The sequence below is a fragment of the Caballeronia sp. GAWG2-1 genome (genome assembly GCF_023631405.1).
In the GTDB taxonomy this organism is placed as follows: domain Bacteria; phylum Pseudomonadota; class Gammaproteobacteria; order Burkholderiales; family Burkholderiaceae; genus Caballeronia.
In genome coordinates this window covers 217,489-241,138 of sequence record NZ_JALQDD010000002.1, presented here as the reverse complement: position 1 = coordinate 241,138, position 23,650 = coordinate 217,489, and the positions used below count along the sequence as shown (strand labels likewise).

22 protein-coding genes are annotated in these 23,650 nt (G+C 61.9%); 15 read left to right on the top strand and 7 right to left on the bottom strand.

Annotation, left to right across the window (positions count from 1 at the left end; all coding sequences use genetic code 11):
* Positions 1-101: 101 nt before the first annotated feature.
* Both uvrA and NCR98_RS01545 read left to right on the top strand, forming a co-directional pair.
* Complete coding sequence (uvrA, locus tag NCR98_RS01550; RefSeq protein WP_250525349.1) at positions 102-2,975, top strand: excinuclease ABC subunit UvrA; 2,874 nt, start codon at positions 102-104, stop codon at positions 2,973-2,975.
* A gap of 103 nt (positions 2,976-3,078) precedes the next feature.
* Positions 3,079-4,167: an AI-2E family transporter gene (locus NCR98_RS01545; protein WP_250525348.1), complete on the top strand. Its 1,089-nt coding sequence runs from the start codon at positions 3,079-3,081 to the stop codon at positions 4,165-4,167.
* 71 nt (positions 4,168-4,238) lie between these two features.
* Here NCR98_RS01545 and purU read toward each other — a convergent pair whose 3' ends face one another.
* The 5 genes from purU to NCR98_RS01520 all read right to left on the bottom strand — a co-directional run bounded on the left by purU (position 4,239) and on the right by NCR98_RS01520 (position 9,415).
* Positions 4,239-5,108: a formyltetrahydrofolate deformylase gene (gene purU, locus NCR98_RS01540; RefSeq protein WP_250525347.1), complete on the bottom strand. Its 870-nt coding sequence runs from the start codon at positions 5,106-5,108 to the stop codon at positions 4,239-4,241.
* A 24-nt stretch (positions 5,109-5,132) separates the two neighbouring features.
* Positions 5,133-5,978, bottom strand: a complete 846-nt coding sequence (locus NCR98_RS01535; RefSeq protein WP_250525346.1) for an NUDIX hydrolase — start codon at positions 5,976-5,978, stop codon at positions 5,133-5,135.
* Positions 5,979-6,180: 202 nt separating this feature from the next.
* The gene (locus NCR98_RS01530) at positions 6,181-6,795 is read right to left on the bottom strand and encodes a LysE family translocator (RefSeq protein ID WP_250525345.1); all 615 of its coding nucleotides are present in this window, start codon (positions 6,793-6,795) and stop codon (positions 6,181-6,183) included.
* Between the two features lies 1 nt (position 6,796).
* On the bottom strand, positions 6,797-7,363 hold the full coding sequence (locus NCR98_RS01525) for an adenine phosphoribosyltransferase (RefSeq protein WP_244826929.1): 567 nt from the start codon (positions 7,361-7,363) through the stop codon (positions 6,797-6,799).
* Between the two features lie 57 nt (positions 7,364-7,420).
* On the bottom strand, positions 7,421-9,415 hold the full coding sequence (locus NCR98_RS01520; RefSeq protein WP_250462867.1) for a monovalent cation:proton antiporter family protein: 1,995 nt from the start codon (positions 9,413-9,415) through the stop codon (positions 7,421-7,423).
* A 161-nt stretch (positions 9,416-9,576) separates the two neighbouring features.
* On the opposite strand from NCR98_RS01520, the gene kdsD reads away from it, so the two are divergent.
* From kdsD to NCR98_RS01465, 11 genes are all read left to right on the top strand, one after another.
* Entirely contained in the window at positions 9,577-10,560 is a 984-nt protein-coding gene (gene kdsD, locus NCR98_RS01515; RefSeq protein WP_244826927.1) for an arabinose 5-phosphate isomerase KdsD, read from the top strand.
* Positions 10,560-11,126, top strand: coding sequence for a KdsC family phosphatase (locus tag NCR98_RS01510; protein WP_250525344.1), 567 nt, complete (start codon positions 10,560-10,562; stop codon positions 11,124-11,126). Before kdsD ends, NCR98_RS01510 begins: the two co-directional genes overlap by 1 nt.
* Positions 11,127-11,130: 4 nt before the next feature.
* Complete coding sequence (gene lptC / locus NCR98_RS01505; protein ID WP_244826925.1) at positions 11,131-11,733, top strand: LPS export ABC transporter periplasmic protein LptC; 603 nt, start codon at positions 11,131-11,133, stop codon at positions 11,731-11,733.
* 40 nt (positions 11,734-11,773) lie between these two features.
* Positions 11,774-12,475: a lipopolysaccharide transport periplasmic protein LptA gene (lptA, locus tag NCR98_RS01500; RefSeq protein WP_244826924.1), complete on the top strand. Its 702-nt coding sequence runs from the start codon at positions 11,774-11,776 to the stop codon at positions 12,473-12,475.
* Between the two features lie 11 nt (positions 12,476-12,486).
* Positions 12,487-13,254, top strand: a complete 768-nt coding sequence (gene lptB / locus NCR98_RS01495; protein ID WP_244826923.1) for an LPS export ABC transporter ATP-binding protein — start codon at positions 12,487-12,489, stop codon at positions 13,252-13,254.
* A gap of 149 nt (positions 13,255-13,403) precedes the next feature.
* Positions 13,404-14,921 (top strand): RNA polymerase factor sigma-54, encoded by a 1,518-nt coding sequence (locus NCR98_RS01490; RefSeq protein WP_250525343.1) that lies wholly within the window; start codon positions 13,404-13,406, stop codon positions 14,919-14,921.
* 179 nt (positions 14,922-15,100) lie between these two features.
* The gene (gene hpf, locus NCR98_RS01485) at positions 15,101-15,460 is read left to right on the top strand and encodes a ribosome hibernation-promoting factor, HPF/YfiA family (protein WP_244826921.1); all 360 of its coding nucleotides are present in this window, start codon (positions 15,101-15,103) and stop codon (positions 15,458-15,460) included.
* 397 nt (positions 15,461-15,857) lie between these two features.
* Positions 15,858-16,313 carry a PTS IIA-like nitrogen regulatory protein PtsN gene (ptsN, locus tag NCR98_RS01480; RefSeq protein WP_244826919.1) on the top strand — a complete coding sequence of 152 codons (456 nt, stop codon included), beginning with the start codon at positions 15,858-15,860 and terminating at the stop codon, positions 16,311-16,313.
* A 222-nt stretch (positions 16,314-16,535) separates the two neighbouring features.
* Positions 16,536-17,504, top strand: coding sequence for an HPr(Ser) kinase/phosphatase (gene hprK / locus NCR98_RS01475; protein WP_061172712.1), 969 nt, complete (start codon positions 16,536-16,538; stop codon positions 17,502-17,504).
* 81 nt (positions 17,505-17,585) lie between these two features.
* A complete protein-coding gene (gene rapZ / locus NCR98_RS01470; protein WP_250462862.1) occupies positions 17,586-18,482 on the top strand; it encodes an RNase adapter RapZ in 897 nt (298 codons plus the stop codon).
* 35 nt (positions 18,483-18,517) lie between these two features.
* A complete protein-coding gene (locus NCR98_RS01465) occupies positions 18,518-19,150 on the top strand; it encodes an LON peptidase substrate-binding domain-containing protein (protein ID WP_244826917.1) in 633 nt (210 codons plus the stop codon).
* A 4-nt stretch (positions 19,151-19,154) separates the two neighbouring features.
* On the opposite strand, the gene mutY is transcribed toward NCR98_RS01465, so the two are convergent.
* Both mutY and mutM read right to left on the bottom strand, forming a co-directional pair.
* Positions 19,155-20,216 (bottom strand): A/G-specific adenine glycosylase, encoded by a 1,062-nt coding sequence (gene mutY, locus NCR98_RS01460; RefSeq protein WP_250525342.1) that lies wholly within the window; start codon positions 20,214-20,216, stop codon positions 19,155-19,157.
* A gap of 5 nt (positions 20,217-20,221) precedes the next feature.
* Complete coding sequence (mutM, locus tag NCR98_RS01455) at positions 20,222-21,052, bottom strand: bifunctional DNA-formamidopyrimidine glycosylase/DNA-(apurinic or apyrimidinic site) lyase (RefSeq protein WP_250491739.1); 831 nt, start codon at positions 21,050-21,052, stop codon at positions 20,222-20,224.
* Between the two features lie 86 nt (positions 21,053-21,138).
* Between mutM and NCR98_RS01450 the strand changes: the two genes are divergently transcribed.
* Both NCR98_RS01450 and lolB read left to right on the top strand, forming a co-directional pair.
* A complete protein-coding gene (locus NCR98_RS01450) occupies positions 21,139-23,007 on the top strand; it encodes a tetratricopeptide repeat protein (RefSeq protein WP_250525341.1) in 1,869 nt (622 codons plus the stop codon).
* Positions 23,007-23,642: a lipoprotein insertase outer membrane protein LolB gene (gene lolB / locus NCR98_RS01445; RefSeq protein WP_250462854.1), complete on the top strand. Its 636-nt coding sequence runs from the start codon at positions 23,007-23,009 to the stop codon at positions 23,640-23,642. The genes NCR98_RS01450 and lolB overlap by 1 nt, the downstream gene beginning before the upstream one ends.
* Positions 23,643-23,650: the final 8 nt, after the last annotated feature.

Below are 23,650 nucleotides of genomic sequence, written 5' to 3'. Positions count from 1 at the left end.
AGGTTTAGCCCCCTTACTTTGTCGTCCGGTAGTCGCAGGAAACCCCGCGCCACGACCTAAAAGACGGCCGAAAGACCCCCGAAAGAACCCGGAAGAGACTCGTGGAAGAAATTCGTATTCGTGGGGCTCGCACCCACAATTTGAAGAACGTCAATCTCGACTTGCCGCGTCACAAGCTGATTGTGATTACGGGGTTGTCCGGGTCGGGCAAGTCGTCGCTCGCATTCGATACGCTTTACGCCGAAGGTCAGCGCCGCTATGTCGAGAGCCTCTCGGCGTACGCGCGGCAATTTCTGCAGCTGATGGAAAAGCCGGATGTCGATCTGATCGAAGGCCTTTCACCGGCCATTTCGATCGAACAAAAAGCCACCTCGCATAATCCGCGTTCGACGGTCGGCACCGTCACCGAAATTCACGATTATCTGCGACTGCTGTTTGCGCGCGTCGGCACACCTTATTGCCCCGATCATCTGATTCCGCTCGAAGCGCAAAGCGTCTCGCAGATGGTCGATGCCGCGCTCGCGCTGCCCGAGGAAACCAAGCTGATGATCCTCGCGCCCGTCGTCGTGGATCGCAAGGGCGAGCACGTCGAGCTATTCGAAGAGATGCAGGCGCAGGGCTTTATCCGCTTTCGCATTCGTTCGGGCGGCGGCACGGCGAACGAAGGCATCGCGAAAATCTATGAAGTGGACTCGCTACCGAAGCTCAAGAAGAACGACAAGCACACCATAGACGTGGTGATCGACCGGCTTAAAGTGCGTCCGGACATGAAGCAGCGCCTGGCGGAATCGTTCGAGACCGCGCTGCGTCTCGCCGATGGCCGCGCGATCGCGCTCGAAATGGATACCGAAAACGAAAAGCTCTTCAGCTCGAAGTTCGCGTGCCCGATCTGTTCGTACTCGCTGCCGGAACTAGAGCCGCGCCTTTTCTCGTTCAACAATCCGATGGGCGCGTGCCCGGAATGCGACGGCTTGGGCCAGATCACGTTTTTCGATCCGAAGCGCGTGGTCGCGCATCCTTCGCTCTCGCTCGCGGCGGGCGCGGTGAAGGGCTGGGACCGGCGCAATCAGTTCTATTTTCAGATGCTGCAAAGTCTCGCGGCGTTCTACGAATACGACATCGACGCGCCGTTCGAGGAACTGCCGGAAAAGGTGCGCAAGACGCTTTTGTACGGTTCGGGCAAGCAGGTCATTCCGTTCTCGTACATCAACGAGCGCGGGCGCGCTTCGGTGAGAGAGCACGCATTCGAAGGCATTCTGCCGAATCTGGAGCGTCGTTATCGCGAAACGGACTCGGCCGCCGTGCGCGAGGAACTGGCGAAGTATCAAAACAATCAGGCGTGCCCGGCCTGCGAGGGCACGCGTCTGCGCCGCGAGGCGCGTTTTGTCAAAGTCGGTTCCGGCGATGACGCTCGCGGCATCTACGAAGTCAGCGGTTGGCCGTTGCGCGATACGCTCGGCTACTTCCAGACGCTACGGCTCGACGGCGCGAAAGGTGAGATCGCGGACAAGGTGGTCAAGGAAATCGTCGCGCGGCTGTCGTTCCTGAATAACGTCGGGCTCGATTACCTGTCGCTCGAACGCAGCGCCGAAACGCTCTCGGGTGGCGAGGCGCAGCGCATCCGCCTCGCGTCGCAAATTGGCTCGGGCTTGACCGGCGTGATGTACGTGCTCGATGAGCCGTCCATCGGCCTGCATCAGCGCGACAACGACCGGCTCATCGCCACGCTCAAGCATCTGCGCGATATCGGCAACTCGGTGATCGTGGTCGAGCACGACGAAGACATGATCCGCATGGCCGATTACGTCGTCGACATGGGGCCGGGCGCGGGCGTGCATGGCGGCGTGATCGTCGCGCAAGGCACGCCGAATCAGGTGCAGAAAGACCCGAATTCGATCACGGGACAGTATTTGTCGGGCAAGCGGACTATCGGTTATCCGTCCGAGCGGACCGCGCCGGACGAGCGGCAGCTTCGTATTGTCGAGGCGTACGGCAATAATCTGAAGCGCGTGACGCTCGATTTGCCCGTCGGGCTTCTGACTTGCGTGACCGGCGTCTCGGGTTCGGGCAAGTCCACGCTTATCAACGACACGCTGCAACACGCGGTCGCCCAACATTTGTACGGATCATCGACCGAGCCCGCGCCGTATGAATCCATCGAAGGTCTCGAACACTTCGACAAAGTGATCGCCGTCGATCAATCACCGATCGGCCGCACGCCGCGCTCGAACCCGGCCACTTATACCGGACTGTTCACGCCCATCCGCGAACTCTTCGCCGGCGTGCCGGCCGCGAAAGAGCGCGGTTACGATCCCGGCCGTTTTTCGTTCAACGTGAAGGGCGGACGCTGCGAGGCGTGTCAGGGCGATGGCGTCATCAAGGTCGAAATGCACTTTCTGCCGGATGTCTATGTGCCCTGCGACGTGTGCCACGGCAAGCGCTACAACCGCGAAACGCTTGACATTCAGTACAAGGGCAAGAACATCAGCGAAGTGCTCAACCTCACGGTGGAAGCCGCGCACGAGTTCTTCAAGCCGGTGCCGGTCGTCGCGCGCAAGCTGAAGACGCTGCTGGAAGTGGGCCTCGGTTATATCCGGCTCGGCCAGTCGGCGACCACGCTTTCAGGTGGCGAGGCACAGCGCGTCAAGCTTTCGCTGGAACTGAGCAAGCGCGACACCGGTCGGACTCTTTATATCCTCGATGAACCGACGACCGGTCTGCACTTCCACGACATCGCGCTTCTGCTCGAAGTGATCCACCGTCTGCGAGATCAGGGCAACACGGTCGTGATCATCGAGCATAATCTCGACGTGATCAAAACGGCGGATTGGGTCATCGACCTCGGTCCGGAAGGCGGCGCGGGCGGCGGCCAGATCATCGCTCAGGGAACACCCGAGCAGGTCGCGAAATCGAAAGCGAGCTTTACGGGCAGATATCTGGCACCCTTGCTGCAACGGCCCAAGTCGGCGGCGTAGCATGGTTGCGGCGCGTCACTTGCGCCGCGCGCCATAGCCGTTCGAAATGCGCCGCGATACGCGGCACGAATAACCGTCGCAAGCAGGGAAAAGGAACGCAGTCATGGCGAAGCGCAACGAAGCGGCCAACGAGGAGCGACGCATACGGGATCTTCCCGCGCGCCCCGTCAGGCTGACGAGCGACATGAGCATGCAGAAGTTGTCCGCCGTGGAGATCGGCAGCTATCTGGCGGCGTTCGCGGGTATGTACCTGGTTTTGCAGCTGAAGTTGCTGGGCGGACTGCTCGCCGGCATGCTGGTGTTCCAACTGGTTCACATGATCGCGCCCGTGATCGAGCGGCACGTCATGAGCCGCGGCGCGCGGCTGGTGTCCGTCGTCATCATCTCCACGATCATCATCGGCGGGCTCACGTTCGCGACGATAGCCATCATCGAGCACTTCCAGCAAGACGTGCCGAGTCTGCAAAAATTGCTGGATCAGTTGATGAGCATCACGTCGCACGCAAGGCTGCGCGTGCCGGATTGGATCGCCAATTACCTCCCGGTCGATGCCGACCAGATGAAAGACCGCGCCGCCGACCTCATGCACAAGCACGCCGAGCAATTGCAGCAAGGCGGCAAGGAAATGGCGCGCGGCTTCGGGCATATTCTGATCGGCATGATCATTGGCGCGATCATCGCGGTCGGAGCGCCGAAGCAGGCGCATCGGTTGCCGTTATCCACCGCGCTCGTCACGCGCGTGTCGCGCTTCTCGGATGCCTTCCGCCGCATCGTCTTCGCGCAGATCAAGATTTCGGCGATCAACGCGGTTTTCACCGCGCTGTATTTGCTGGTCGCGTTGCCGCTCTTTCACGAGCGTTTGCCGCTGTCGAAGACGCTCGTGCTGATCACGTTCATCGTCGGTCTGCTGCCGGTAATCGGCAATCTCATTTCCAACACCATCATTGTCGGGATTTCATTGTCGGTTTCGTTCGGCACGGCGGTGGCGTCGCTCGGCTTTCTCATCGTCATTCACAAGCTCGAGTATTTCCTGAACGCGCGCATCATCGGCGGGCAGATCGAGGCGCGCGCGTGGGAACTGCTGCTCGCCATGCTCGCGATGGAAGCCGCGTTCGGTCTTCCGGGCGTAATCGCCGCGCCGATTTTCTACGCGTATATCAAGCGCGAACTGATTTATTTGCGGCTCGTCTGAAGCGTGCATCGACATAAAAAACCCCGCTGAATCTTTGAATTCAGCGGGGTTTCTCGTTTTGACGGCGATGCTTACCGGAACACCACCGTCTTGCTCCCATTCAGCACGACGCGATGCTCCACATGCCACTTCACCGCGCGCGCGAGCGTCACGCATTCGACATCGCGACCAATGGCGGTCAGTTGATCCGGCGTCATGTTGTGATCGACGCGCTCCACTTCCTGCTCGATGATCGGCCCTTCGTCGAGGTCGGACGTCACGTAATGGGCGGTCGCGCCGATCAGCTTCACGCCGCGATCGAACGCCTGATAGTACGGCTTCGCGCCCTTGAAGCTCGGCAGGAACGAGTGATGAATGTTGATCGCGCGGCCCGCGAGTTTGTCGCACATTTCGGTCGCGAGAATCTGCATGTAGCGCGCGAGCACGACGAGGTCGGTATCGTTCTGGTCGATGATCTCCATCACGCGCGCTTCCTGCGCGGCCTTCGCCTGCGGCGTGCCGTTGAGCAGCGGCAGATGATGGAACGGAATGTCGTAGCTCGCGGCAAGCTGATAAAAATCCTTGTGATTCGACACGATAGCCGCGATGTCGATCTGCAACTGGCCCGTGCGATAACGGAACAGCAGATCGTTCAGACAGTGGCCGATCTTCGACACCATGATGACCACGCGCGGCTTCACCGATGCATCGTGCAACTCCCAGCGCATGCCGAACGTGTCGGCCAGTTCGCCGAACGACGTGCGCAGCGCATCGAGGCCGGGATCGCCGCCGACTTCCTGAAAATGCACGCGCATGAAGAACTCGCCGGTGTGGCTGTCGCCGAACTGCGCCGAGTCCAGAATGTTCGCGCCGAGATTGAACAGAAACCCGGAAACGGCATGCACGATTCCCGGACGGTCCGGGCACGACAACTTCAGGATGAAACTATGTTCGGTCGACATGACCCGGTTACTCCTTAATCATTGTTAGAGCGAGGGCGGCGTGTAGAGCGCGGCGATGCCTTCGCACGCTTCCTCGTCGATCCAGCGGTGGCGCAGCAGGCAATCGAGGGTGGCGAGCGTCGCATCGACGGTGAATTCGCCTTCCTCGATCCAGCGCGCGACATCCTCGATGCGCGCCAGGCGATGTTCGCCGACTTCGCCGTCCTGATTTTGCGGCGTGAAGTCGTCCGGAAGCTCGATGTCGTAGACGAAAAGCTGCTCGGCCTGCGTGCCTTCGGGAATCATCTGCAGCACGTGGAGCGTGCCGCCGGGCGTGGCCGTCGACGCGAGTTCGGCCGGCATGCCCGCTTCTTCCCAGCATTCCTTCACGAGCGTCGGCTCGATATCCATACCCCAGCCGATGCCGCCCGCGACCACGTTGTCGAGCCTGCCGGGATCGACGGACTTGGTATCGCTGCGGCGCGCGATCCACAACCGCGGCGCGCCATCGCGATATTTTACGATGCCGTTCAGATGCACTGCGTAAGTCATCGTGCCGAAGAAGCGCGAGGCCGCGCGTTCGATGAACGCGAGCGGCGCTGCTTGGAAGTCGTTGCGAATCGCGTAGGTTTCGTTGCGCCAGCCGGGAATCTTGCCCTGCTGAGCGAGCGTGTCGATGACATCGTGAAGCGCGGCCGTGCGCGCATCGACGTCGTTCAGCGATGGATGCAGCCGCACCGCGGTTGCATCGACTACGAAGATGTTCGGCCAGCGCGTGAGCGATGCGACATCGAAAGCGCGGATCCAGCCGACGCGCTCCTCGCCGATCAGAAAAGGCACATGCAGGGCGGCGTCGAAATGGCGGGCAGCGGCGATCGAAGGCAGGGACATGAAGGCTCCGGCAGGCTCGGCGGCCCGTGAAAGGCCGGAAATTGTAGCGCGGCCAATTGAATCGAAGGCTGGGCTTTCGCGCTCGCGGCTTGAGCGTTGGTGAGCGTTGGTGAGCGTTGGTGAGCGTTGGTGAGCGCTCGTGAGCGTTCGGTGAGCGCTGGTGAGTGTTCGTGGCGTTTGTGAGCGTTCGAAAGCGCCAGCCTCAATCCTTCAACGCGACGCGAATCCCGAGCGCGATGAACGTCGCGCCAGCCACACGATCCAGCCACAAGCCCACGCGCGGACGGCGCTTGAGCCACGAACCGATCATGCCCGCGCCGATGCCGAAGAGCGAGAACACCACGACCGTTTGCAGCATGAACGCGCCGCCAAGTTCGAACATCTGCAGCATCACGCTTTGCGCGCCGTGCGGATCGACGAATTGCGGCAGAAACACGATAAAGAACAGCGTGACCTTCGGATTGAGCATGTTGCCGATCACGCTCTGCCGGAACACGGTCGAAAGCGGTTGGCTCGCGCGTTCATGCGCGGTCGCGATGCCACGGCTGCGCAAAGCCTTGATGCCGATCCACACGAGATAAGCCGCGCCCGCGAGCTTCACGGCCTCGAACGCCATCGGCGACGAGCGCAAGAGCGCCGCAATGCCGAGCGCCGCGAGCGTCGTGTGAAAGATCACGCCGCACGCAAAGCCGAGCGCCGCCACGACGCCCGCAAGCCGTCCTTGCGAGATGCCGCGCGCAAGCACTTGCAGATTGTCCGGCCCCGGCGCGACGGTAATCGCCACCGATGCGGCAAGAAAGAGGAGGAAATTCGGCATCTCAATGCCCCGCGAATTCACAAACGGTGTAAAGCGGCACGCCGCTTTCACGCAGCAGTTTCGAGCCGCCCAAATCCGGCAAGTCGATGATCGCCGCCGCTTCCACCACTTCCGCACCGAGCCGGTCCAGCAAAATCTTGCCTGCCATCATGGTGCCGCCGGTCGCGACCAGATCGTCGACGAGCACGATGCGATCGCCCGGTTTGCACGCGTCTTCGTGAATCTCGACGGTCGCGCTGCCATATTCGAGCTCATAGGACTGTGAGAGCGTCTTGTACGGGAGCTTGCCTTTCTTGCGGATCGGCACGAAACCAAGGCTCAGTTCGTACGCGAGAATCGGCCCGATGATGAAACCGCGCGCATCGAGACCGGCGATCGAATCGAGTTTTGCATCGATATAACGCTGCACGAACAGGTCGATCAACGTGCGCAGCGCACGCCGGTCCTGCAAGACGGGCGTGATGTCGCGAAACTGCACGCCGGCCTGCGGCCAGTTTTCGACGGTGCGCACGCGCTCCTTGATGAAACGCGCGGCGTCCGGCGTGACGTTCGTAGGGGTAAAGGACATGACTTCTCCAAGTCCGCGCTGTGAGGCCGCGCCCGCCTTGACGATGAAGAGAAAAAGTTACGCTGCCCGGCGGTTGCGCGAAAGCCGCTCTTCGGCTTGCGCGAGCCCTTCGGGCATGCCGCGCAAGACGACGATGTCGTTCGCGCGCAGCTTGGTGTCGGGGGCGGGTTCGACGCCCCGGATGCCGTGGCGCCGGATCGCGGTGACCTCGACACCGTTGCCGACGAGCCCCAGATCGTCGAGCGAATGCCCGACGGCGTCCGATTTCTCGTCGATCGGTACGGATTGTAGCCGCACCTGCTCGTGGCCATCGTCGTCGTCATCGTCATCGGCGCCGTGGAAGTAGCCGCGCAGCATGCTGTAGCGCGCGTCGCGCATTTCCTCGACGCGCCGCACGACGCGGCGCATCGGCACGCCCATCAGCACGAGCGTGTGCGACGCCAGCATCAGGCTGCCTTCGACGATCTCCGGAATCACTTCCGTCGCGCCCGCTGCGGTGAGCTTTTCGAGATCGGCGTCGTCGACGGTACGCACGATCACCGGCAAGGTGGGCGCGAGTTCGTGGATGTTGTGGAGCACGCGCATCGCGGATGGCGTATTCGCGTAAGTGATCGCGACCGTCGCCGCGCGATGCAGGCCCGCCGCGAGCAGCGATTCGCGGCGCCCGGCATCGCCGAACACGACCGATTCGCCGGCCGCCGCCGCTGCCGCCACGCGATCCGGGTCGAGGTCGAGCGCCACGTAGGAAATGCCTTCCTGCTCCAGCATGCGCGCGAGATTCTGCCCGGCGCGGCCGTATCCGCAAATGATCACGTGACCGCTTTGCTTGAGACTTTGCGTCGCGATCTTCGTCATTTGCAGCGATTGCAGCATCCATTCCGTCGACGACAGCCGCAGCACGATCCGGTCGGCGTTCTGGATGATGAACGGCGCGGCGAGCATGGACAGCAGCATCGCGGAAAGAATGGCCTGCAGGATGGTCGGATCGACGAGATGCGAATCCAGAATCAGATTCAGCAGCACGAAGCCGAATTCGCCCGCCTGCGCGAGCCCGAGACCCGTGCGCATGGCGACGCCCGGCGTCGCGCCGAACAGACGCGAGAGCCCGGTGATCATCACGGCCTTGAGCAGAATCGGCAGGATCAGAAAGCCGAGCACGAGGAACGGATGCTCCCAGATCACGCGCGGGTTCAGGAGCATGCCGGTCGTCACGAAGAAAAGCCCGAGCAGCACGTCGCGAAAGGGCTTGATGTCCTCTTCCACCTGATGCCGGTAAGGTGTCTCGGCGATCAACATGCCCGCGATGAATGCGCCGAGCGCAAGCGACAGCCCGAACTTGTCGGTGATGAACGCGGCGCCGAGCGTCACCAGCAAGAGGTTCAGCATGAAGAGCTCTTGCGAGCGCCGGCGCGCGACCAGATCGAACCAGCGCGTCATGAACTTCTGGCCGATGAACAGCAGCACCGTCAACGCGACCACGATCTTGATCGCCGCGATGCCGAGCCACATCGCGAGTTGCGACGAATTGCCGTTGCCGAACGCCGCGATGATGATGAGCAGCGGCACCACCGCCAGATCCTGAAACAGCAGCACGCCGAAGATGTTGCGGCCGTGCTCCGATTCGAGTTCGAGCCGTTCCGCGAGCAGCTTGCTGACGATCGCGGTCGAGGACATCGACAACGCGCCGCCGAGCGCGAAGCTCGCCTGCCAGGACATCGGAATCCAGAAATTGGCGATCCACCCGAACAGCAGCGCAAGCACGATGGTCGCCCCGACCTGGCTCGCGCCGAGTCCGAACACGATGCGCCGCATCGAGCGCAGCTTCGACAGCGAGAATTCGAGTCCGATGGAAAACATCAGGAACACCACGCCGAATTCGGCGAGATGCTGGGCGCGGTCGCTATCCGGCGCGATGCCGGCCGCATGCGGACCCACGATAATGCCGACGGTCAGATAACCGAGCATCGGCGGCAAATTGAAAAAGCGAAATACGACGACGCCTGCCACTGAGCAGAGCAGCAACAACAGCGTCATTTCGAGCGGAGAAATCATCCGTCCAGCGTCCTCGTTCGTCGGCGTTCCGGCACGCGCGAAGGCCGCGCGACGGTGTCTTGGAAAGGCCCCTGACGCCGGGGCCTGCGGGGGCGGATAGGCGGCGGCGCGTCACGCCCTTGAGCGGCGCGGCGAAGAAACGCCTTTGCTATACTCCGCGCATGATAGCGAAAATCAATGGCGACCGGGCACTGGGACTCGCTCGCGACGTGATCCAGATCGAAGCCGACGCCGTTCGCGGGCTTTCAGAACTTCTCGACGAAAACTTCACGAACGCAGTCGAAACGCTGCTTGCCTGCCGCGGGCGCGTGGTCGTGTCCGGCATCGGCAAGTCGGGACACGTGGCGCGCAAGTTCGCCGCCACGCTCGCAAGCACGGGCACGCCGGCGTTCTTCGTGCATCCGGCTGAGGCGAGCCACGGCGACCTGGGCATGGTCACGGCCGACGACATCTTCATCGCGTTGTCCAACTCGGGCGAAACCGAGGAACTCGTCGCTATTTTGCCGCTCATCAAGCGTCTTGGCGCAAAACTCATCGCCATTACGGGACGGCCCGAATCCAGCCTCGCGCAACTTGCGGACATGCATCTGAACGTGCGCGTCGAAAAGGAAGCGTGTCCCATGAATCTCGCGCCCACGGCCAGCACCACGGCCGCGCTTGCCATGGGCGATGCCCTTGCCGTCGCCGTGCTCGATGCGCGCGGCTTCGGTCCCGAGGATTTCGCGCGTTCGCATCCGGGCGGCGCGCTCGGCCGGCGCCTCCTGACTTATGTGCGCGACGTGATGCGCGTGGGCGACGAAGTGCCGGTCGTCTCGCTCGACGCCACGGTATCGGACGCGCTCTTTCAGATCACAGCCAAGCGCATGGGCATGACGGCGGTCATCAACGGCGATCGTCACGTAGAAGGCATCTTCACGGACGGCGACCTGCGTCGCATCCTGCAGCGCGACGGCGATTTCCGCGCGCTGAAACTCGCCGATGTCATGACGCGTAATCCGCGCACGATCGGTCCGGACCATCTTGCCGTCGAAGCCGTGGAACTGATGGAGCGCTTTCGTATCAATCAGATGCTGGTCGTGGACGCCGACGCGACACTGATCGGCGCGCTGAACATGCACGACCTCTTTTCCAAGAAGGTGATCTGATGGCGCAAACGCCTTCTTCCGCCGCTTCTGACGCATCCGCCGCGTCCGCTATCGAACGCGCGAGCCGCGTGAAGCTCATGATTTTCGATGTCGACGGAGTCTTCACCGACGGCAGCCTCTTCTTCACCGCAGAAGGCGACGCGATGAAATCGTTCAACTCGCTCGACGGCCACGGCGTGAAGATGCTTCAGTCGGTCGGCGTGCAGACGGCGATCATCACGGGCCGCAAGTCGGGCATCGTCGCGGCGCGCGCGAAGGAACTGGGCGTCACGCATCTTTATCAGGGCGTCGCGGACAAGACCGTTGCCCTCGCCGGGTTGCTCGCCGCGACCAAAATAGCCGCCGACGAAGCCGGCTACATGGGCGACGACTGGCCCGACCTCGCCGTGATGCGCCGCTGCGGTTTCGCGGCCGCGCCGGCGAACGCGCATCCGGAAGTGATCCAACGCGTGCATTTCGTGGCCGAAGCGCGTGGCGGTCAAGGCGCGGTGCGCGAAGTCTGCGACGTCATCTTGCGCGCGCAGAACCGCTACGACGCGCTGCTCGCCGCGGCGCTCGGAGAATAAGCCAATGCCTCGTCCCGGCCGTTTCTCCTCCTTACTGCCGCTCGTCGCCATGGCGGCGCTCGCGGGCATCACCTATTGGCTTCTGCAGAGCACGCTGCCGTCCGGTGCGCCCGCGCCCGAGCAGCCAAAGCGTCATACCGCCGATTACTTCGCCGAGAATTTTTCCGTCTCCGAACTCGATACCTCGGGCACGACGCAGTATCGCCTCACGGCCAAGTCCATGGTGCATTACGAAGACGACGAAAACAGCGACCTGACGCTGCCCGCCATGCGCATGTTCCAGCCGCAAAAGCCCACCGTCACGGCGACGGCGCAGCGCGGCACGGTGAACGGCGACGTGTCCATCGTCGATCTCTACGACAACGCCCGCATCCTGCGCGCAGCCGGTTTCGGCGATCCGCAGATGCAGGCGGATTCGCAGCATTTTCGTGTGCTGGTGAACGACGATGTCATCGAGACGGAAAAACCGGTTAGACTTCAGCGCGGCCCGTCCGTGATGACGGCCAACGGCATGAACTACAACAACGTGACCCGGGAAATGAAGCTCTTTGGTAACGTGCGCGGCGCGATAGCCGCGTCGGACATCAATGGCGGCTCGTCAAAGTAACCTAGTTATCCCGGCAAATCCTTCCGAATTTTGTGACTGCATGAACCAAAGCTTCCCTCGTCCCGATGGCGGCCACACGCGCGCAATGTTCGCGCGCCGCACCGCGCACGCCGTGCGGGCCGGGCTCGCGGCCGCCCTGGTCTCGCTGACTTCGCTCACCGCGATGCTGGCGCTGCCAACTGCGGCGCACGCCGAAAAGGCCGACCGCGACAAGCCGCTCAACATCGAAGCGGACAACATGTCCTACGACGACCTGAACCAGAAGAACGTGTTCACCGGTCACGTCGTTGCGACCAAAGGCACGATCGTCATCAAGGCGGATCGCGTCGATGTCACGCAAGATCCACAGGGCTATCAGTACGCGACCGGCACCTCGACCGGCAACAATCTCTCGTACTTCCGTCAAAAGCGCGATGGTCTCGACGAGTACATCGACGGCAACGCGGTTCGTATCGACTACGACGGCAAGAACGACTTCACCAAACTCACGACGCGCGCCACCGTGCGCCGCCTGCAAGGCCTGACCAAGGTGCAGGACGAAGTGCACGGCAGCGTCATCACCTACGACGGTCAGAAAGACTTCTACACGGCAACCGCTGGCAAGGACGTGGCCTCACCAGGCAATCCGACCGGCCGTGTGCGCGCCATGCTCGCGCCGCGCAGCGGCAACGCGGCGTCGCTGGATGGCCCGCCCGCCACGCTTGCACCGTCGAACACTCTAAAGGGAACGCCGCAGCAGTGAACTCGCCAGCCATGCCCCACCGTAAGCCGGAAGGCCAGTCGAGCTCGCTGGTCGTGCGCAATCTGAAGAAGCGTTACGGCTCGCGCACCGTGGTGAAAGACGTGTCGCTCGATGTGAAGAGCGGCGAAGTCGTCGGTCTGCTCGGGCCGAACGGCGCAGGCAAGACTACGTCGTTTTATATGATCGTCGGCCTCGTGCCGCTCGATGCAGGCGAAATCGTGCTCGACGATACCTCGATCAGCCTTCTGCCCATTCACCAGCGCGCGCATCTCGGTTTGTCGTATCTTCCGCAGGAAGCCTCGGTGTTTCGCAAGCTCACCGTCGAGCAGAACATTCGCGCGGTGCTCGAACTGCAGACGGACGAAACGGGCAAACGCCTGTCCAAAGACGCCATTACACAGCGCGCCGAAGCCCTGCTCGATGAACTGCAGATTGCGCATCTGCGTGAGAATCCGGCGTTGTCGCTGTCGGGCGGCGAACGCCGACGCGTTGAAATAGCGCGCGCGCTTGCAACCAACCCGAGCTTCATCCTGCTCGACGAGCCGTTCGCGGGCGTCGATCCTATCGCGGTGCTGGAAATCCAGAAGATCGTGAAGTTTTTGAAGCAGCGCAACATCGGCGTGCTGATCACGGACCACAACGTGCGCGAGACGCTCGGCATTTGCGACCACGCGTACATTATCAGCGATGGCAGCGTGCTGGCAGCGGGTGCGCCGAGCGAGATCATCGAGAATGAAAACGTGCGGCGCGTTTATCTGGGTGAGCATTTCCGCATGTAACGCGTAGGACGAAAGGCGCGCGTACCGCGCCGCATCAAGTCGCAAGTGCAATTTTTACGTGCCGCCCACCGAGGCGGCACACGCTTTTTTGGATTCGCCGCGAGGTTTCGCGCGCGTGGCAAACTCTCTACAATGAATAAAAATTTGCCATGAAAGCCAGCCTCCAACTCCGACTATCGCAGCATCTTGCGCTGACCCCACAACTGCAGCAGTCCATCCGGCTGCTGCAGTTGTCGACGCTCGAATTGCAGCAGGAAGTGGCAATGGCCATCGCGCAAAATCCGCTGCTCGAGAACGAGGACGACTGGATCGCAAGCCCGCTGCGCGTCGCGGCAGACGGCTCGCTGATCTCGTCTCCCGCTTCGAACAATTCGGCGCCCGAATCCATTATGAGCAACGGCTCGTCATCGAGCACATCGAGTTCCGATCGCTCGGAGAACGGCGAGCCGCAAGGTGTCGACGAATACAACGGCATGGGCTCCGACAACGGCGCGGATTCCAGTTCGTGGAACCTCGAAGACTATGGCCGTTCGAATAACGCCTCGGACGACGACGATCTCCCGCCGCTGCAAATCCACGAATCGACCACGACGCTGCGTGACCATCTGACCGCGCAGTTGCGCATGACGTCGGCGAACCAGCGCGATCGCGCGCTGATCACGTTCCTGATCGAGTCATTGGACGAAGACGGTTATCTCACGGCCACGCTCGAAGAAGTCCAGGCCGATCTGCCCGCCGAACTAGAAGTCGATGTCGACGAACTCAGCGCGGCACTCGCCTTGCTGCAGAGTTTCGATCCGCCCGGTGTGGGCGGCCGCTCGGCATCCGAGTGTTTGAAGCTGCAATTGCTGCGACTGGATGGTTCGCCCACGCGCACGCTTGCGCTGGACATCGTCAACAATCATCTGGAATTGCTTGCCGCGCGAGATTTCACGCGTCTGCGCAAGCATCTGAAGGCGAGCGACGATTCGCTGCGGGACGCGCATTTGCTGATCAAGTCATTGGAGCCTTTTCCAGGAGCTGCCTATGGCAAAAGCGAAGCCGATTACGTCGTACCGGACATTCTCGTGCGCAAGATGTCTGGCGGGTGGACCGCCGAGTTGAATCCGGAGATTGTGCCGAAGCTGCGTATCAACCACTTGTACGCGAACATTTTGCGCAACAACCGTGGTGATCCGGGCAGCGGTTCGTTGCGGCAACAACTTCAGGAAGCGCGCTGGCTCATCAAGAATATTCAGCAGAGATTCGAGACGATTCTTCGCGTCGCGCAGGCCATTGTCGAGCGTCAGAAGAACTTCTTCGCTCATGGCGAAATCGCCATGCGGCCCTTGGTTTTGAGGGAAATTGCTGATACGCTGGGTTTACACGAGTCGACGGTTTCACGCGTGACGACCGGAAAGTACATGCTCACCCCATTCGGGACGCTTGAATTTAAGTACTTCTTCGGATCGCATGTTTCGACTGACACTGGAGGCGCGGCATCGTCCACGGCGATCCGGGCCCTCATCAAGCAACTGATAGGAGCGGAAGACCCTAAAACTCCTCTTTCAGACAGCCGCATCGCCGAACTGCTGGCGGAACAAGGCTTCGTAGTTGCGCGGCGCACTGTCGCCAAGTATCGCGAGGCACTGAGAATTCCCGCAGTGAATCTGCGCAAGTCTCTTTGACCCGTCTCTATAGTCTGTCGCATGTCGCGACGGACGTTTACCGGCCGCAGCGCAAATGCGCGGACGAGCCGGCCGGTGCGCCCTTCCTCACGCGCTCGTAGCTTATGCGCTCTGGAGTCGCATCGCCGACCGGTATCGGACGAGCCTTGGCCTGGCGGCCATCAGCTTGGAGAGCAACTATGAACTTGAAGATCAGTGGACACCACCTCGAATTGACGCCTGCGTTGCGCGAGTACGTGATCACGAAACTGGACAGGGTGCTGCGTCACTTCGATCAAGTGATCGACGGCAGCGTTGTCCTCTCGGTCGACAATCATAGGGAAAAGGACAAGCGGCAAAAGTGTGAAATCAACTTGCACGTTAAGGGTAAGGACATTTTCATCGAGAGTTGTGACGTTGATATGTACGCGGCCATCGATCTGATGGTGGACAAGCTGGATCGTCAAGTCATCAAGCATAAGGACAAGATCCAGGGCCACGCTCACGAGGCCATCAAGTACCGCGCCGAAGCGCAAGAACTGGAAGCGCCGTCGCCCTGAATGCGGCGCGTCGCGTGATCCGAGGTCGTTTTGCACGTGCCCGCCGCCAGCCGGTGGGCGGGTTTGGAGGAAATCCTCCAACCTTGGCCGAACAGTCATCGAGAGCACAGACCAGAGCAAAGCCGCCCGCCTTGGCGGCTTTTTTGTTGTGAACGGGTTACGAATCAGCACAAGCCATTGATTTCCCGGGTTTTGTACTGCACATTGAGCTGCAAATAGGGCGATGGCGCGCCGCACCATGACGCATTACCCTGTTCTATAATGGCCCGGTTGTTACAGGGGTTAACCAAACAGATACGCTGCAGGAAGCCCAAGCGCATTTTCCGTCCGATCGTCGCCGTGAGCGCTTACAGTAGCCACGATGAGGAGCTATCAGGCCACGCATCAGCCTGCCAACATGAATCGTTTAGCTAAATTTCTTCCCATCGAGAACGTGGTTCTCGGACTGGCCGTTACCAGCAAGAAGCGTGTATTCGAGCAGGCGGGTCTGATTTTCGAGAACCAGAACGGCATCGCCCGCAGCATCGTCACCGACAATCTCTTCGCTCGTGAGCGTCTCGGCTCGACTGGCCTCGGCGAAGGCGTCGCCATTCCGCATGGCCGCATCAAGGGGCTGAAGCAACCGCTCGCCGCCTTCGTGCGCCTGGCGGAGCCTGTCGCGTTCGAATCGCCCGACGGGCAGCCGGTTTCGCTCCTGATCTTCCTGCTCGTGCCCGAGCAGGCGACCCAGCAGCATCTTGAAATTCTCTCGGAGATCGCGCAATTACTCTCCGACAGCGAAGCGCGCGAGCGTTTGCACAAGGAAGAAAATCGCGAGGCCCTGTATCAGGTCCTCACGCAGTGGCAGCCATAAGCGGCGCGCTCGCACTGCCGAGAGCCGCATTTGCAGCAGGTCAGCCGCCCTTTCCAGGCTTTTTGGGGCGTCTCGCTTATGCGGTGCTTCTGCGGCACAATCGTTTCAAACGCGGTCTGAACGCGGGTCAAACGCAGTGAAATGCAGCACCATGCGGCTGATTGAAGCAATTCGCTTCGGCGCGCGTTGGCTGCTCCCGGCTTCCAACGGAGTTCCGGCCTCATGGATACGTCCAGCATCAACGCCCAAAGCATTTTCGACGACAACGCCGCCACTTTGAAGCTCAGTTGGCTGACTGGGCACGAAGGCTGGGAACGCGGGTTTTCGAGTGAAACCGTTGCCAACGCGACCTCCAGCGCGGACTTGGTCGGCCACCTGAATCTGATTCACCCCAACCGTATCCAGGTGCTCGGCGACGCCGAGATCAACTACTACCAGCGCCAGTCCGACGAAGACCGTTCGCGCCACATGGCCGAACTGATCGCACTGGAACCGCCGTTTCTGGTAGTGGCCGGCGAAGTCGGCGCGCCGCCGGAACTCGTGCTGCGCTGTACGCGATCGTCCACACCGCTTTTCACGACGCGCATGTCCGCGGCCGCGGTCATCGACAGTCTGCGCGCTTACATGTCACGCATTCTCGCGCCACGCGCCACGCTGCATGGCGTGTTCATCGACATTCTGGGCATGGGAGTGCTTCTGACCGGCGACTCCGGCCTCGGCAAAAGCGAACTCGGGCTGGAGTTGATCAGCCGTGGCCACGGTCTGGTGGCCGATGACGCCGTGGATTTCGTGCGCCTTGGTCCTGATTTCGTCGAAGGGCGCTGCCCGCCCCTGCTGCAAAATCTGCTCGAAGTGCGCGGTCTCGGTCTGCTGGACATCAAGACGATTTTCGGCGAGACCGCCGTGCGCCGCAAAATGAAACTCAAGCTGATCGTGCAACTGGTCCGTCGGCCGGATGGCGAGTTTCAACGGCTTCCGCTGGAAAGTCAGACCGTGGATGTCCTCGGTCTGCCGATCAGCAAAGTGACGATTCAAGTCGCCGCGGGCCGAAACCTTGCTGTGCTGGTAGAAGCGGCGGTACGCAATACGATCCTGCAATTGCGCGGCATCGACACGTTGCGGGACTTCATGGACCGTCAGCGGCTCGCCATGCAGGACCCGGATAGCCAGTTCCCCGGCAAACTGATCTGATTTCCCGCCCGAGTTCACGCTCGAAGCGCGAAAAAACGGACCCGAAGCCAGTGCTAAGATAAGGCAATTGAAGCGAAGCCCATGCGTATCATCCTGATCACCGGCATCTCCGGCTCTGGCAAATCGGTTGCGCTGAACGCTCTCGCGGACGGCGGCTACTACTGCGTCGACAATCTGCCGCCGCGCTTCTTGCCCGAGCTGGCCGATTACCTGTCGAGCGAAGGACAGCAGCGTCTCGCCGTCGCCATCGACGCGCGTTCGAGCCATTCCCTGGACGATGTCCCCGGCATCATCCACACACTGTCTAGCAAGTACGACCTGCGCGTGTTGTTCCTCAACGCAAGCACGCAGTCGCTCATTCAGCGCTTCTCCGAGACGCGTCGCCGTCACCCGCTTTCCGGTTCACCCATGCACGAGGCCGATGTCGGCGTGCTCAACTCGCTCGCGGAAGCTATCGAGCGGGAACGCGAACTCGTGGCCGACCTGGCCGAATACGGCCATCAGATCGACACCAGCAATCTGCGCGCGAATGTCCTGCGCGCGTGGGTCAAGCGCTTCGTCGAAACCGATGCCGCCGACCTCACCCTCATGTTCGAATCGTTCGGCTTCAAGCGCGGCGTGCCGCTCGACGCCGATCTTGTTTTCGACGTGCGCACACTGCCGAATCCTTATTACGACCGCGAGTTGCGCCCGTTCACGGGCCTCGATCAGCCGATCATCGACTATCTTTCGGCGCAGCCCATGGTCGGCGAGATGATCGACGACATCGGCGAATTCGTCGGCAAATGGCTGCCGCGCTTTCGCGACGATAACCGCAGCTATCTCACGGTTGCGATCGGCTGCACAGGCGGGCAACATCGCTCGGTGTACATCGCACAGGCGCTGGCCGCGCGCTTTCGCGGCGACGCCAATGTGATCGTGCGGCATCGTGACGCGCCCATCCCCGTGGATGACAGCGCAATCCACACGCGAACCTGATCGCCGCGTCGGCGGTCGCAAACTGGAGGCGCGCAATGTCCTCGAACCCCGTTCTAGCCGACTTGCCGCTGTTTCCGCTTCACACCGTCCTCTTTCCCGGCGGCCTGCTGCCGCTCAAGATTTTCGAGGCGCGCTATCTCGACATGGCGCGTTCGTGTCTGCGCGAGAAGTCGCCGTTCGGCGTGTGCCTGTTAAAGAGCGGTCATGAGATCGCGTCGCCGGGAGATCCGTCGGTGCCGGAAAGCATCGGCTGTCTTGCCGAAATCACGGAATGCGATGTCGATACCTTCGGCCTCCTGCTCGTGCAGGCGCGCGGAACGGAACGCTTTCGGCTCGTGACGCATCGCGTCGACCCGAGCAATCTGCTGGTTGGAACGGCGGAAGTGCTGGGCGAGGATCAGCCGCTGCATGGCGCCGAAACGCTCGCCAAGTTCGGCGCGTGCGCGGAGGTGCTGGAGCGCATCATCGAGACCATCAAAACGCGCGAGCCGCAGAACCTTCCGTTCGTCGAGCCCTATCTCTTCGACGACCCCACCTGGGTGTCGAACCGTCTTGCCGAAATCCTGCCGATTCCCATGCGCGCGCGCCAGAAGCTCATGGAACTGATGGATGCCGGCGCGCGTATCGACGTCGTGCATCACTACATGCAGCATCATCAACTGCTTTAGCGCTTCAGATGAGCGAGCCGGTGAGCCCGTCGAGCAGCTTGCGAACGGGCGCGGGAACGCCGAACGCATCGAGCCGGGAAAGCGGCGCCCAGACGGTTTGCGCGTTGTTCAGTTCGCGCGGCGTGCCACGGGTTTCGCCGAGACGCGGCTCTATTTCCAGCTTGAAATGCGTGAACGTATGCGAAAGCGGCGCAAGCCGCTGCAAGTGCGCGTCGCCGCCAAAACTGTGCGCCACGGCCGCGAGCGCGGCTTCGTCGGCGGCTTCGGGCAAGCTCCAGAGACCGCCCCAGATTCCCGTCGGCGGACGCTTTTCTAGCAGGATCGAATCGCCGTCTTTCAGCACCAGCATCCACGTCTTGCGCGTCGGCACCGCTTTCTTCGGACGCGCCGCCGGCAACTCGCGCTGACGTCCTTCCACGTTCGCCACACAATCCGGCGCGAACGGACAGCGCGCGCAATCGGGCTTGCCGCGCACGCACAGCGTCGCGCCGAGGTCCATCAGGCCTTGCGTGTAGGCGGTGACTTCATCCTTGTTGGCGGCATCGGGCAAGAGCGATTCGGCGAGCGTCCACATTGCGTTCTCCACACGCTTTTCGCCCGGAAAACCTTCGACGCCGAACACGCGCGCAAGCACACGCTTCACGTTGCCATCGAGGATCGTCGCGCGCGCAGCGAACGCGAACGATGCAATCGCCGCCGCCGTCGATCGGCCGATGCCCGGCAATTCCGCGAGCGCTTCGACTGTGCGCGGAAACGCGCCGCCGTGTTCGAACGCCACGACCTGCGCGCAGCGATGCAGATTGCGCGCGCGCGAGTAGTAGCCGAGCCCGGCCCAGAGCGCCATCACGTCGTCGATCGGGGCGTCCGCAAGTGCAGTCACGGTCGGGAAACGTTCGAGAAAACGCGCGTAATACGGAATGACCGTGCTGACCTGCGTCTGCTGCAGCATGATCTCCGAGAGCCAGATGCGGTAAGCATCGCGCGTGTTCTGCCACGGCAGGTCGTGACGGCCGTGAATGCGTTGCCACGCGATCAGGCGCGCGGAAAAGTCTGTAAGAGCGAGCATTGTGTTCAACGTTGGCAGCGCGGGCAGAAGTACGTCGAGCGTTGCCCCTGGACGATTTGCTTGATGGCGGTGCCGCAAACATGGCAGGGCAATCCGGCGCGATCATAGACGAAATAGTCGAGCTGGAAGTAGCCCGATTCGCCATTGCTGCCGACAAAGTCGCGCAGCGTGCTGCCGCCCTTTTCGATCGCCGCCGCGAGCGTCACGCGCACGGCATCGGCGAGCAGATCGTAGCGCACGAGCGAGATGCGCCCGGCGGCAGTCGTCGGACGAATGCCCGCGCGAAACAAGCTCTCCGACGCGTAGATATTGCCCACGCCCACGACGATTCCACCCGCAAGCAGCGCCTGCTTCACCGACACCTTGCGCCCGCGCGTCGCGCGAAACAGCAGCGCGCCCGAGAATTCGGGCGAGAACGGTTCGACGCCGAGACTCGCGAGCAAGGGATGAGCGAGGACGTCGCCATCGGCGCGTGCGTGCCACAGAATCGCGCCGAAGCGACGTGGATCGCGAAAGCGCAGGATGAAGTCATCGAACACGATATCGACGTGATCGTGCTTGGCGGCATCCGGTGGGCGCGGCACGTTACGCAAGACGCGCAACGTGCCTGTCATGCCGAGATGCACGATAAGCCAGCCTTCGGCCGTCTCGAACAGCAGATATTTGCCGCGCCTTTCGACCTTCTCTATTTTCAGGCGCGCGAGCGTCTTTGCGAGATGCGCCGGAATGGGCCAGCGCAGCGCGGGCGTACGCACATCGACATGCTCGACGCGCCTTCCGGCGACATAAGGTTCGATTCCGCGACGGGTGACTTCTACTTCCGGCAGTTCTGGCATATTTCCTGGAGAGCGTCTTGCTGGGACGAGTGTGCCGGTATTTTAGCCACCGCGTTACAATCGACCGAAACATCGTCTGGATTTCCATGAACCCGTTCGAAATCAAACTGAATACGTTGCGTCAGGCCGGCCTCATCCGATCGCATGCACCGTCAAGGGCGCGGTTCACGCGCATGGCCGGCGCGATTGCAGTTGCATTGTCCGCGATCGCTTTCACGCCCGCGCACGCTCAGGTACCGAACGCGACACCCGTGCCGAGCACCGACGATCAGGCCGCGGCGCAAAACGCGTCTGATCTTCTGACCGCGCCTGTCAATAACGCGGAGTCGCAGGATTTGCCGAACGTGGCGGCATCCAGCCAGATCGTCTTTCAGGTTCTGGCGGCGGAAGTCGCCTTGCAGCGTGGCCAGGCCGCGCCCGCCTACCAGACTTACCTCTCGCTCGCGCGCGACACGCATGATCCACGCTTCGCTCAGCGCGCCACGGAAATCGCCATTGCCGCGCAGAGCCCCACCGACGCAATGACCTCCGCGCAGCTTTGGCAGCAATTTGCGCCGCATTCCGAGCGCGCCGCGCAGTTGAGCGCTTCGTTGTTGATCGTGTCCGGCAAGCCCGACGACGCGAAGCCCACGCTGCAAAACGAACTCGCCAAGGTTCCGGCCGAGCAACGCGGCGAAGCCATTCTTTCGTTGCAGACGCTGCTTGCACGCGGACCGAATCGCGTAGGCGGCCTGAATGTCCTGAAGGATCTCTCCGCGAACGACTTGGATCTGCCCGAAACGCAACTCGCGCTCGCCCGTCAGCAGTTGCTCGCGGACGACCAGCCGGGCGCGAAGGCATCGCTGGAAAAGGCGTTGAAGCTGCGCCCGGATTACTTGCCCGCGGCGCTCACGCTCGCGCGCATGGGCCCGGAAGAGCGCAAGGAAGGCATCGCTTCGTTCGAGAAGTATCTCGACAAGAATCCGAAGTCGCATGACGCGCGGCTCGCGCTGGCGCAGTTGTATCTGTCGTCGGACCGGCTCGACGACGCGCAGAAGCAGTTCGAGATCATGCGCAAGAACGACTCGAAAGATCTGACGCCGCTCATGGCGCTCGCGCTCATCGACATTCAGAAGAAGCAGTTCGACAAGGCGCAGGACCTGCTCAAGCAGTACGCGCAGGCTGCGGAGGCGTCGCCCAACGGCGATCCGGGACAGGCTTACATCTACCTCGCACAACTGTCGCTCGAACAGAAGGACGAGGCGCAAGCAAGCCAGTGGCTCGACAAGATTCCGCGCACGAGCCAGCAATATTTGCCCGCGCAGATCACGCGCGCGCAACTGCTCGCGAAGCAAGGCAAGGTGGATGAAGCGCGATCGCTTCTCAATGGCCTGCAAAGTTCCGATCCGCGCGACCTCGCATTGCTCGCGCGCACCGACTCGGCGATTCTTTTCGAGGCGCATCGCTACGACGAAGCGGAAGCGAATCTCGCGAAGGCCGTGGCCGCGTTCCCGGACGATCCGGATCTCGCCTACGACTACGCCATGGCCGCCGAAAAGAATGGTCACTACGACGTAATGGAAACGCAGTTGCGCAAGCTCATGCGCGTGGACCCGAGCAATCCGCAGGCATATAACGCGCTCGGCTACTCGCTCGTGGATCGCAACCAGCGCGTCGACGAAGCGGTGAAGCTGATCGAGAAGGCGGTGTCGCTCGCGCCGAACGACGCCTTCATCATGGACAGCCTCGGCTGGGCGCGCTTTCGCCAGGGCAACGCGGCCGAAGCCGAAAAAATTCTCTCGGACGCCTACAAGATTCAGCCGAACGCGGAGATCGGCGCGCATCTCGGCGAGGTGCAGTGGAAGTCCGGGGAGCAGGATCAGGCGCGCGCCACGTGGCGTCAGGCGCAGAAGCTCGAACCCGACAACGACACGCTCGTCAAAACGCTCAAACGACTTCAGGTAAACGATCTTTGATGGCTTTCGATTTCATTGCCGGCGCGTCGCGCGGTTTCATGCGCAAAGGCGCGCTCGGTTTCACGGCCGCGACCGTGTTGATGCTTGCCGGTTGCGCATTGCAGCCGCGTTTGCCGACCACATCGGATAAGACGACTTCGCTCACCACGCAGACGAGCCGCGCGTATCACGGACGCTTCGCCGTGCAGTACAACGACCAGAACGGCACGACGCGCAACGCCTACGGCAACTTCGACTGGCAGGAAACCGGGGACACCGTGACGCTCCAGTTGCGCAACCCGCTCGGCCAGACCATGGCGATCGTCACTTCGTCGCCGTCGCTCGCGACTCTCGAATTGCCGAACCGGCCGCCAGTGAACGCCGAGAACGTGTCGGAGCTGATGCAGAACACGCTCGGCTTCGCGCTGCCGGTCGAGGGCTTGCGCTACTGGCTGCAGCCGTCCGCGGCGCCAACCTCGCGCGCGCAGACCACGCTCGATCCCGAAGCCAACAACGGCCGCCCCAAAGAGATCAGACAGGACGGCTGGACCATCGACTATCTCGCCTATGCCGACGCGCCCGCGACGGGCGTCAAGCGCGTGAACCTGGTCCGCTCGGAACCGCCGCTCGATATCAAGCTGGTGCTCGATCAATAACGCCTTCG

Excerpts from the sequence above, each read along its gene's own strand:
- NCR98_RS01545 (WP_250525348.1), top strand. The coding sequence starts at position 3,079 with ATGGCGAAGCGCAACGAAGCGGCCAACGAGGAGCGACGCATACGGGAT.
- purU (WP_250525347.1), bottom strand. The coding sequence starts at position 5,108 with ATGTCGACCGAACATAGTTTCATCCTGAAGTTGTCGTGCCCGGACCGT.
- NCR98_RS01535 (WP_250525346.1), bottom strand. The coding sequence starts at position 5,978 with ATGTCCCTGCCTTCGATCGCCGCTGCCCGCCATTTCGACGCCGCCCTG.
- NCR98_RS01530 (WP_250525345.1), bottom strand. The coding sequence starts at position 6,795 with ATGCCGAATTTCCTCCTCTTTCTTGCCGCATCGGTGGCGATTACCGTC.
- NCR98_RS01525 (WP_244826929.1), bottom strand. The coding sequence starts at position 7,363 with ATGTCCTTTACCCCTACGAACGTCACGCCGGACGCCGCGCGTTTCATC.
- NCR98_RS01520 (WP_250462867.1), bottom strand. The coding sequence starts at position 9,415 with ATGATTTCTCCGCTCGAAATGACGCTGTTGTTGCTGCTCTGCTCAGTG.
- kdsD (WP_244826927.1), top strand. The coding sequence starts at position 9,577 with ATGATAGCGAAAATCAATGGCGACCGGGCACTGGGACTCGCTCGCGAC.
- NCR98_RS01510 (WP_250525344.1), top strand. The coding sequence starts at position 10,560 with ATGGCGCAAACGCCTTCTTCCGCCGCTTCTGACGCATCCGCCGCGTCC.
- lptC (WP_244826925.1), top strand. The coding sequence starts at position 11,131 with ATGCCTCGTCCCGGCCGTTTCTCCTCCTTACTGCCGCTCGTCGCCATG.
- lptA (WP_244826924.1), top strand. The coding sequence starts at position 11,774 with ATGAACCAAAGCTTCCCTCGTCCCGATGGCGGCCACACGCGCGCAATG.
- lptB (WP_244826923.1), top strand. The coding sequence starts at position 12,487 with ATGCCCCACCGTAAGCCGGAAGGCCAGTCGAGCTCGCTGGTCGTGCGC.
- NCR98_RS01490 (WP_250525343.1), top strand. The coding sequence starts at position 13,404 with ATGAAAGCCAGCCTCCAACTCCGACTATCGCAGCATCTTGCGCTGACC.
- hpf (WP_244826921.1), top strand. The coding sequence starts at position 15,101 with ATGAACTTGAAGATCAGTGGACACCACCTCGAATTGACGCCTGCGTTG.
- ptsN (WP_244826919.1), top strand. The coding sequence starts at position 15,858 with ATGAATCGTTTAGCTAAATTTCTTCCCATCGAGAACGTGGTTCTCGGA.
- hprK (WP_061172712.1), top strand. The coding sequence starts at position 16,536 with ATGGATACGTCCAGCATCAACGCCCAAAGCATTTTCGACGACAACGCC.
- rapZ (WP_250462862.1), top strand. The coding sequence starts at position 17,586 with ATGCGTATCATCCTGATCACCGGCATCTCCGGCTCTGGCAAATCGGTT.
- NCR98_RS01465 (WP_244826917.1), top strand. The coding sequence starts at position 18,518 with ATGTCCTCGAACCCCGTTCTAGCCGACTTGCCGCTGTTTCCGCTTCAC.
- mutY (WP_250525342.1), bottom strand. The coding sequence starts at position 20,216 with ATGCTCGCTCTTACAGACTTTTCCGCGCGCCTGATCGCGTGGCAACGC.
- mutM (WP_250491739.1), bottom strand. The coding sequence starts at position 21,052 with ATGCCAGAACTGCCGGAAGTAGAAGTCACCCGTCGCGGAATCGAACCT.
- NCR98_RS01450 (WP_250525341.1), top strand. The coding sequence starts at position 21,139 with ATGAACCCGTTCGAAATCAAACTGAATACGTTGCGTCAGGCCGGCCTC.
- lolB (WP_250462854.1), top strand. The coding sequence starts at position 23,007 with ATGGCTTTCGATTTCATTGCCGGCGCGTCGCGCGGTTTCATGCGCAAA.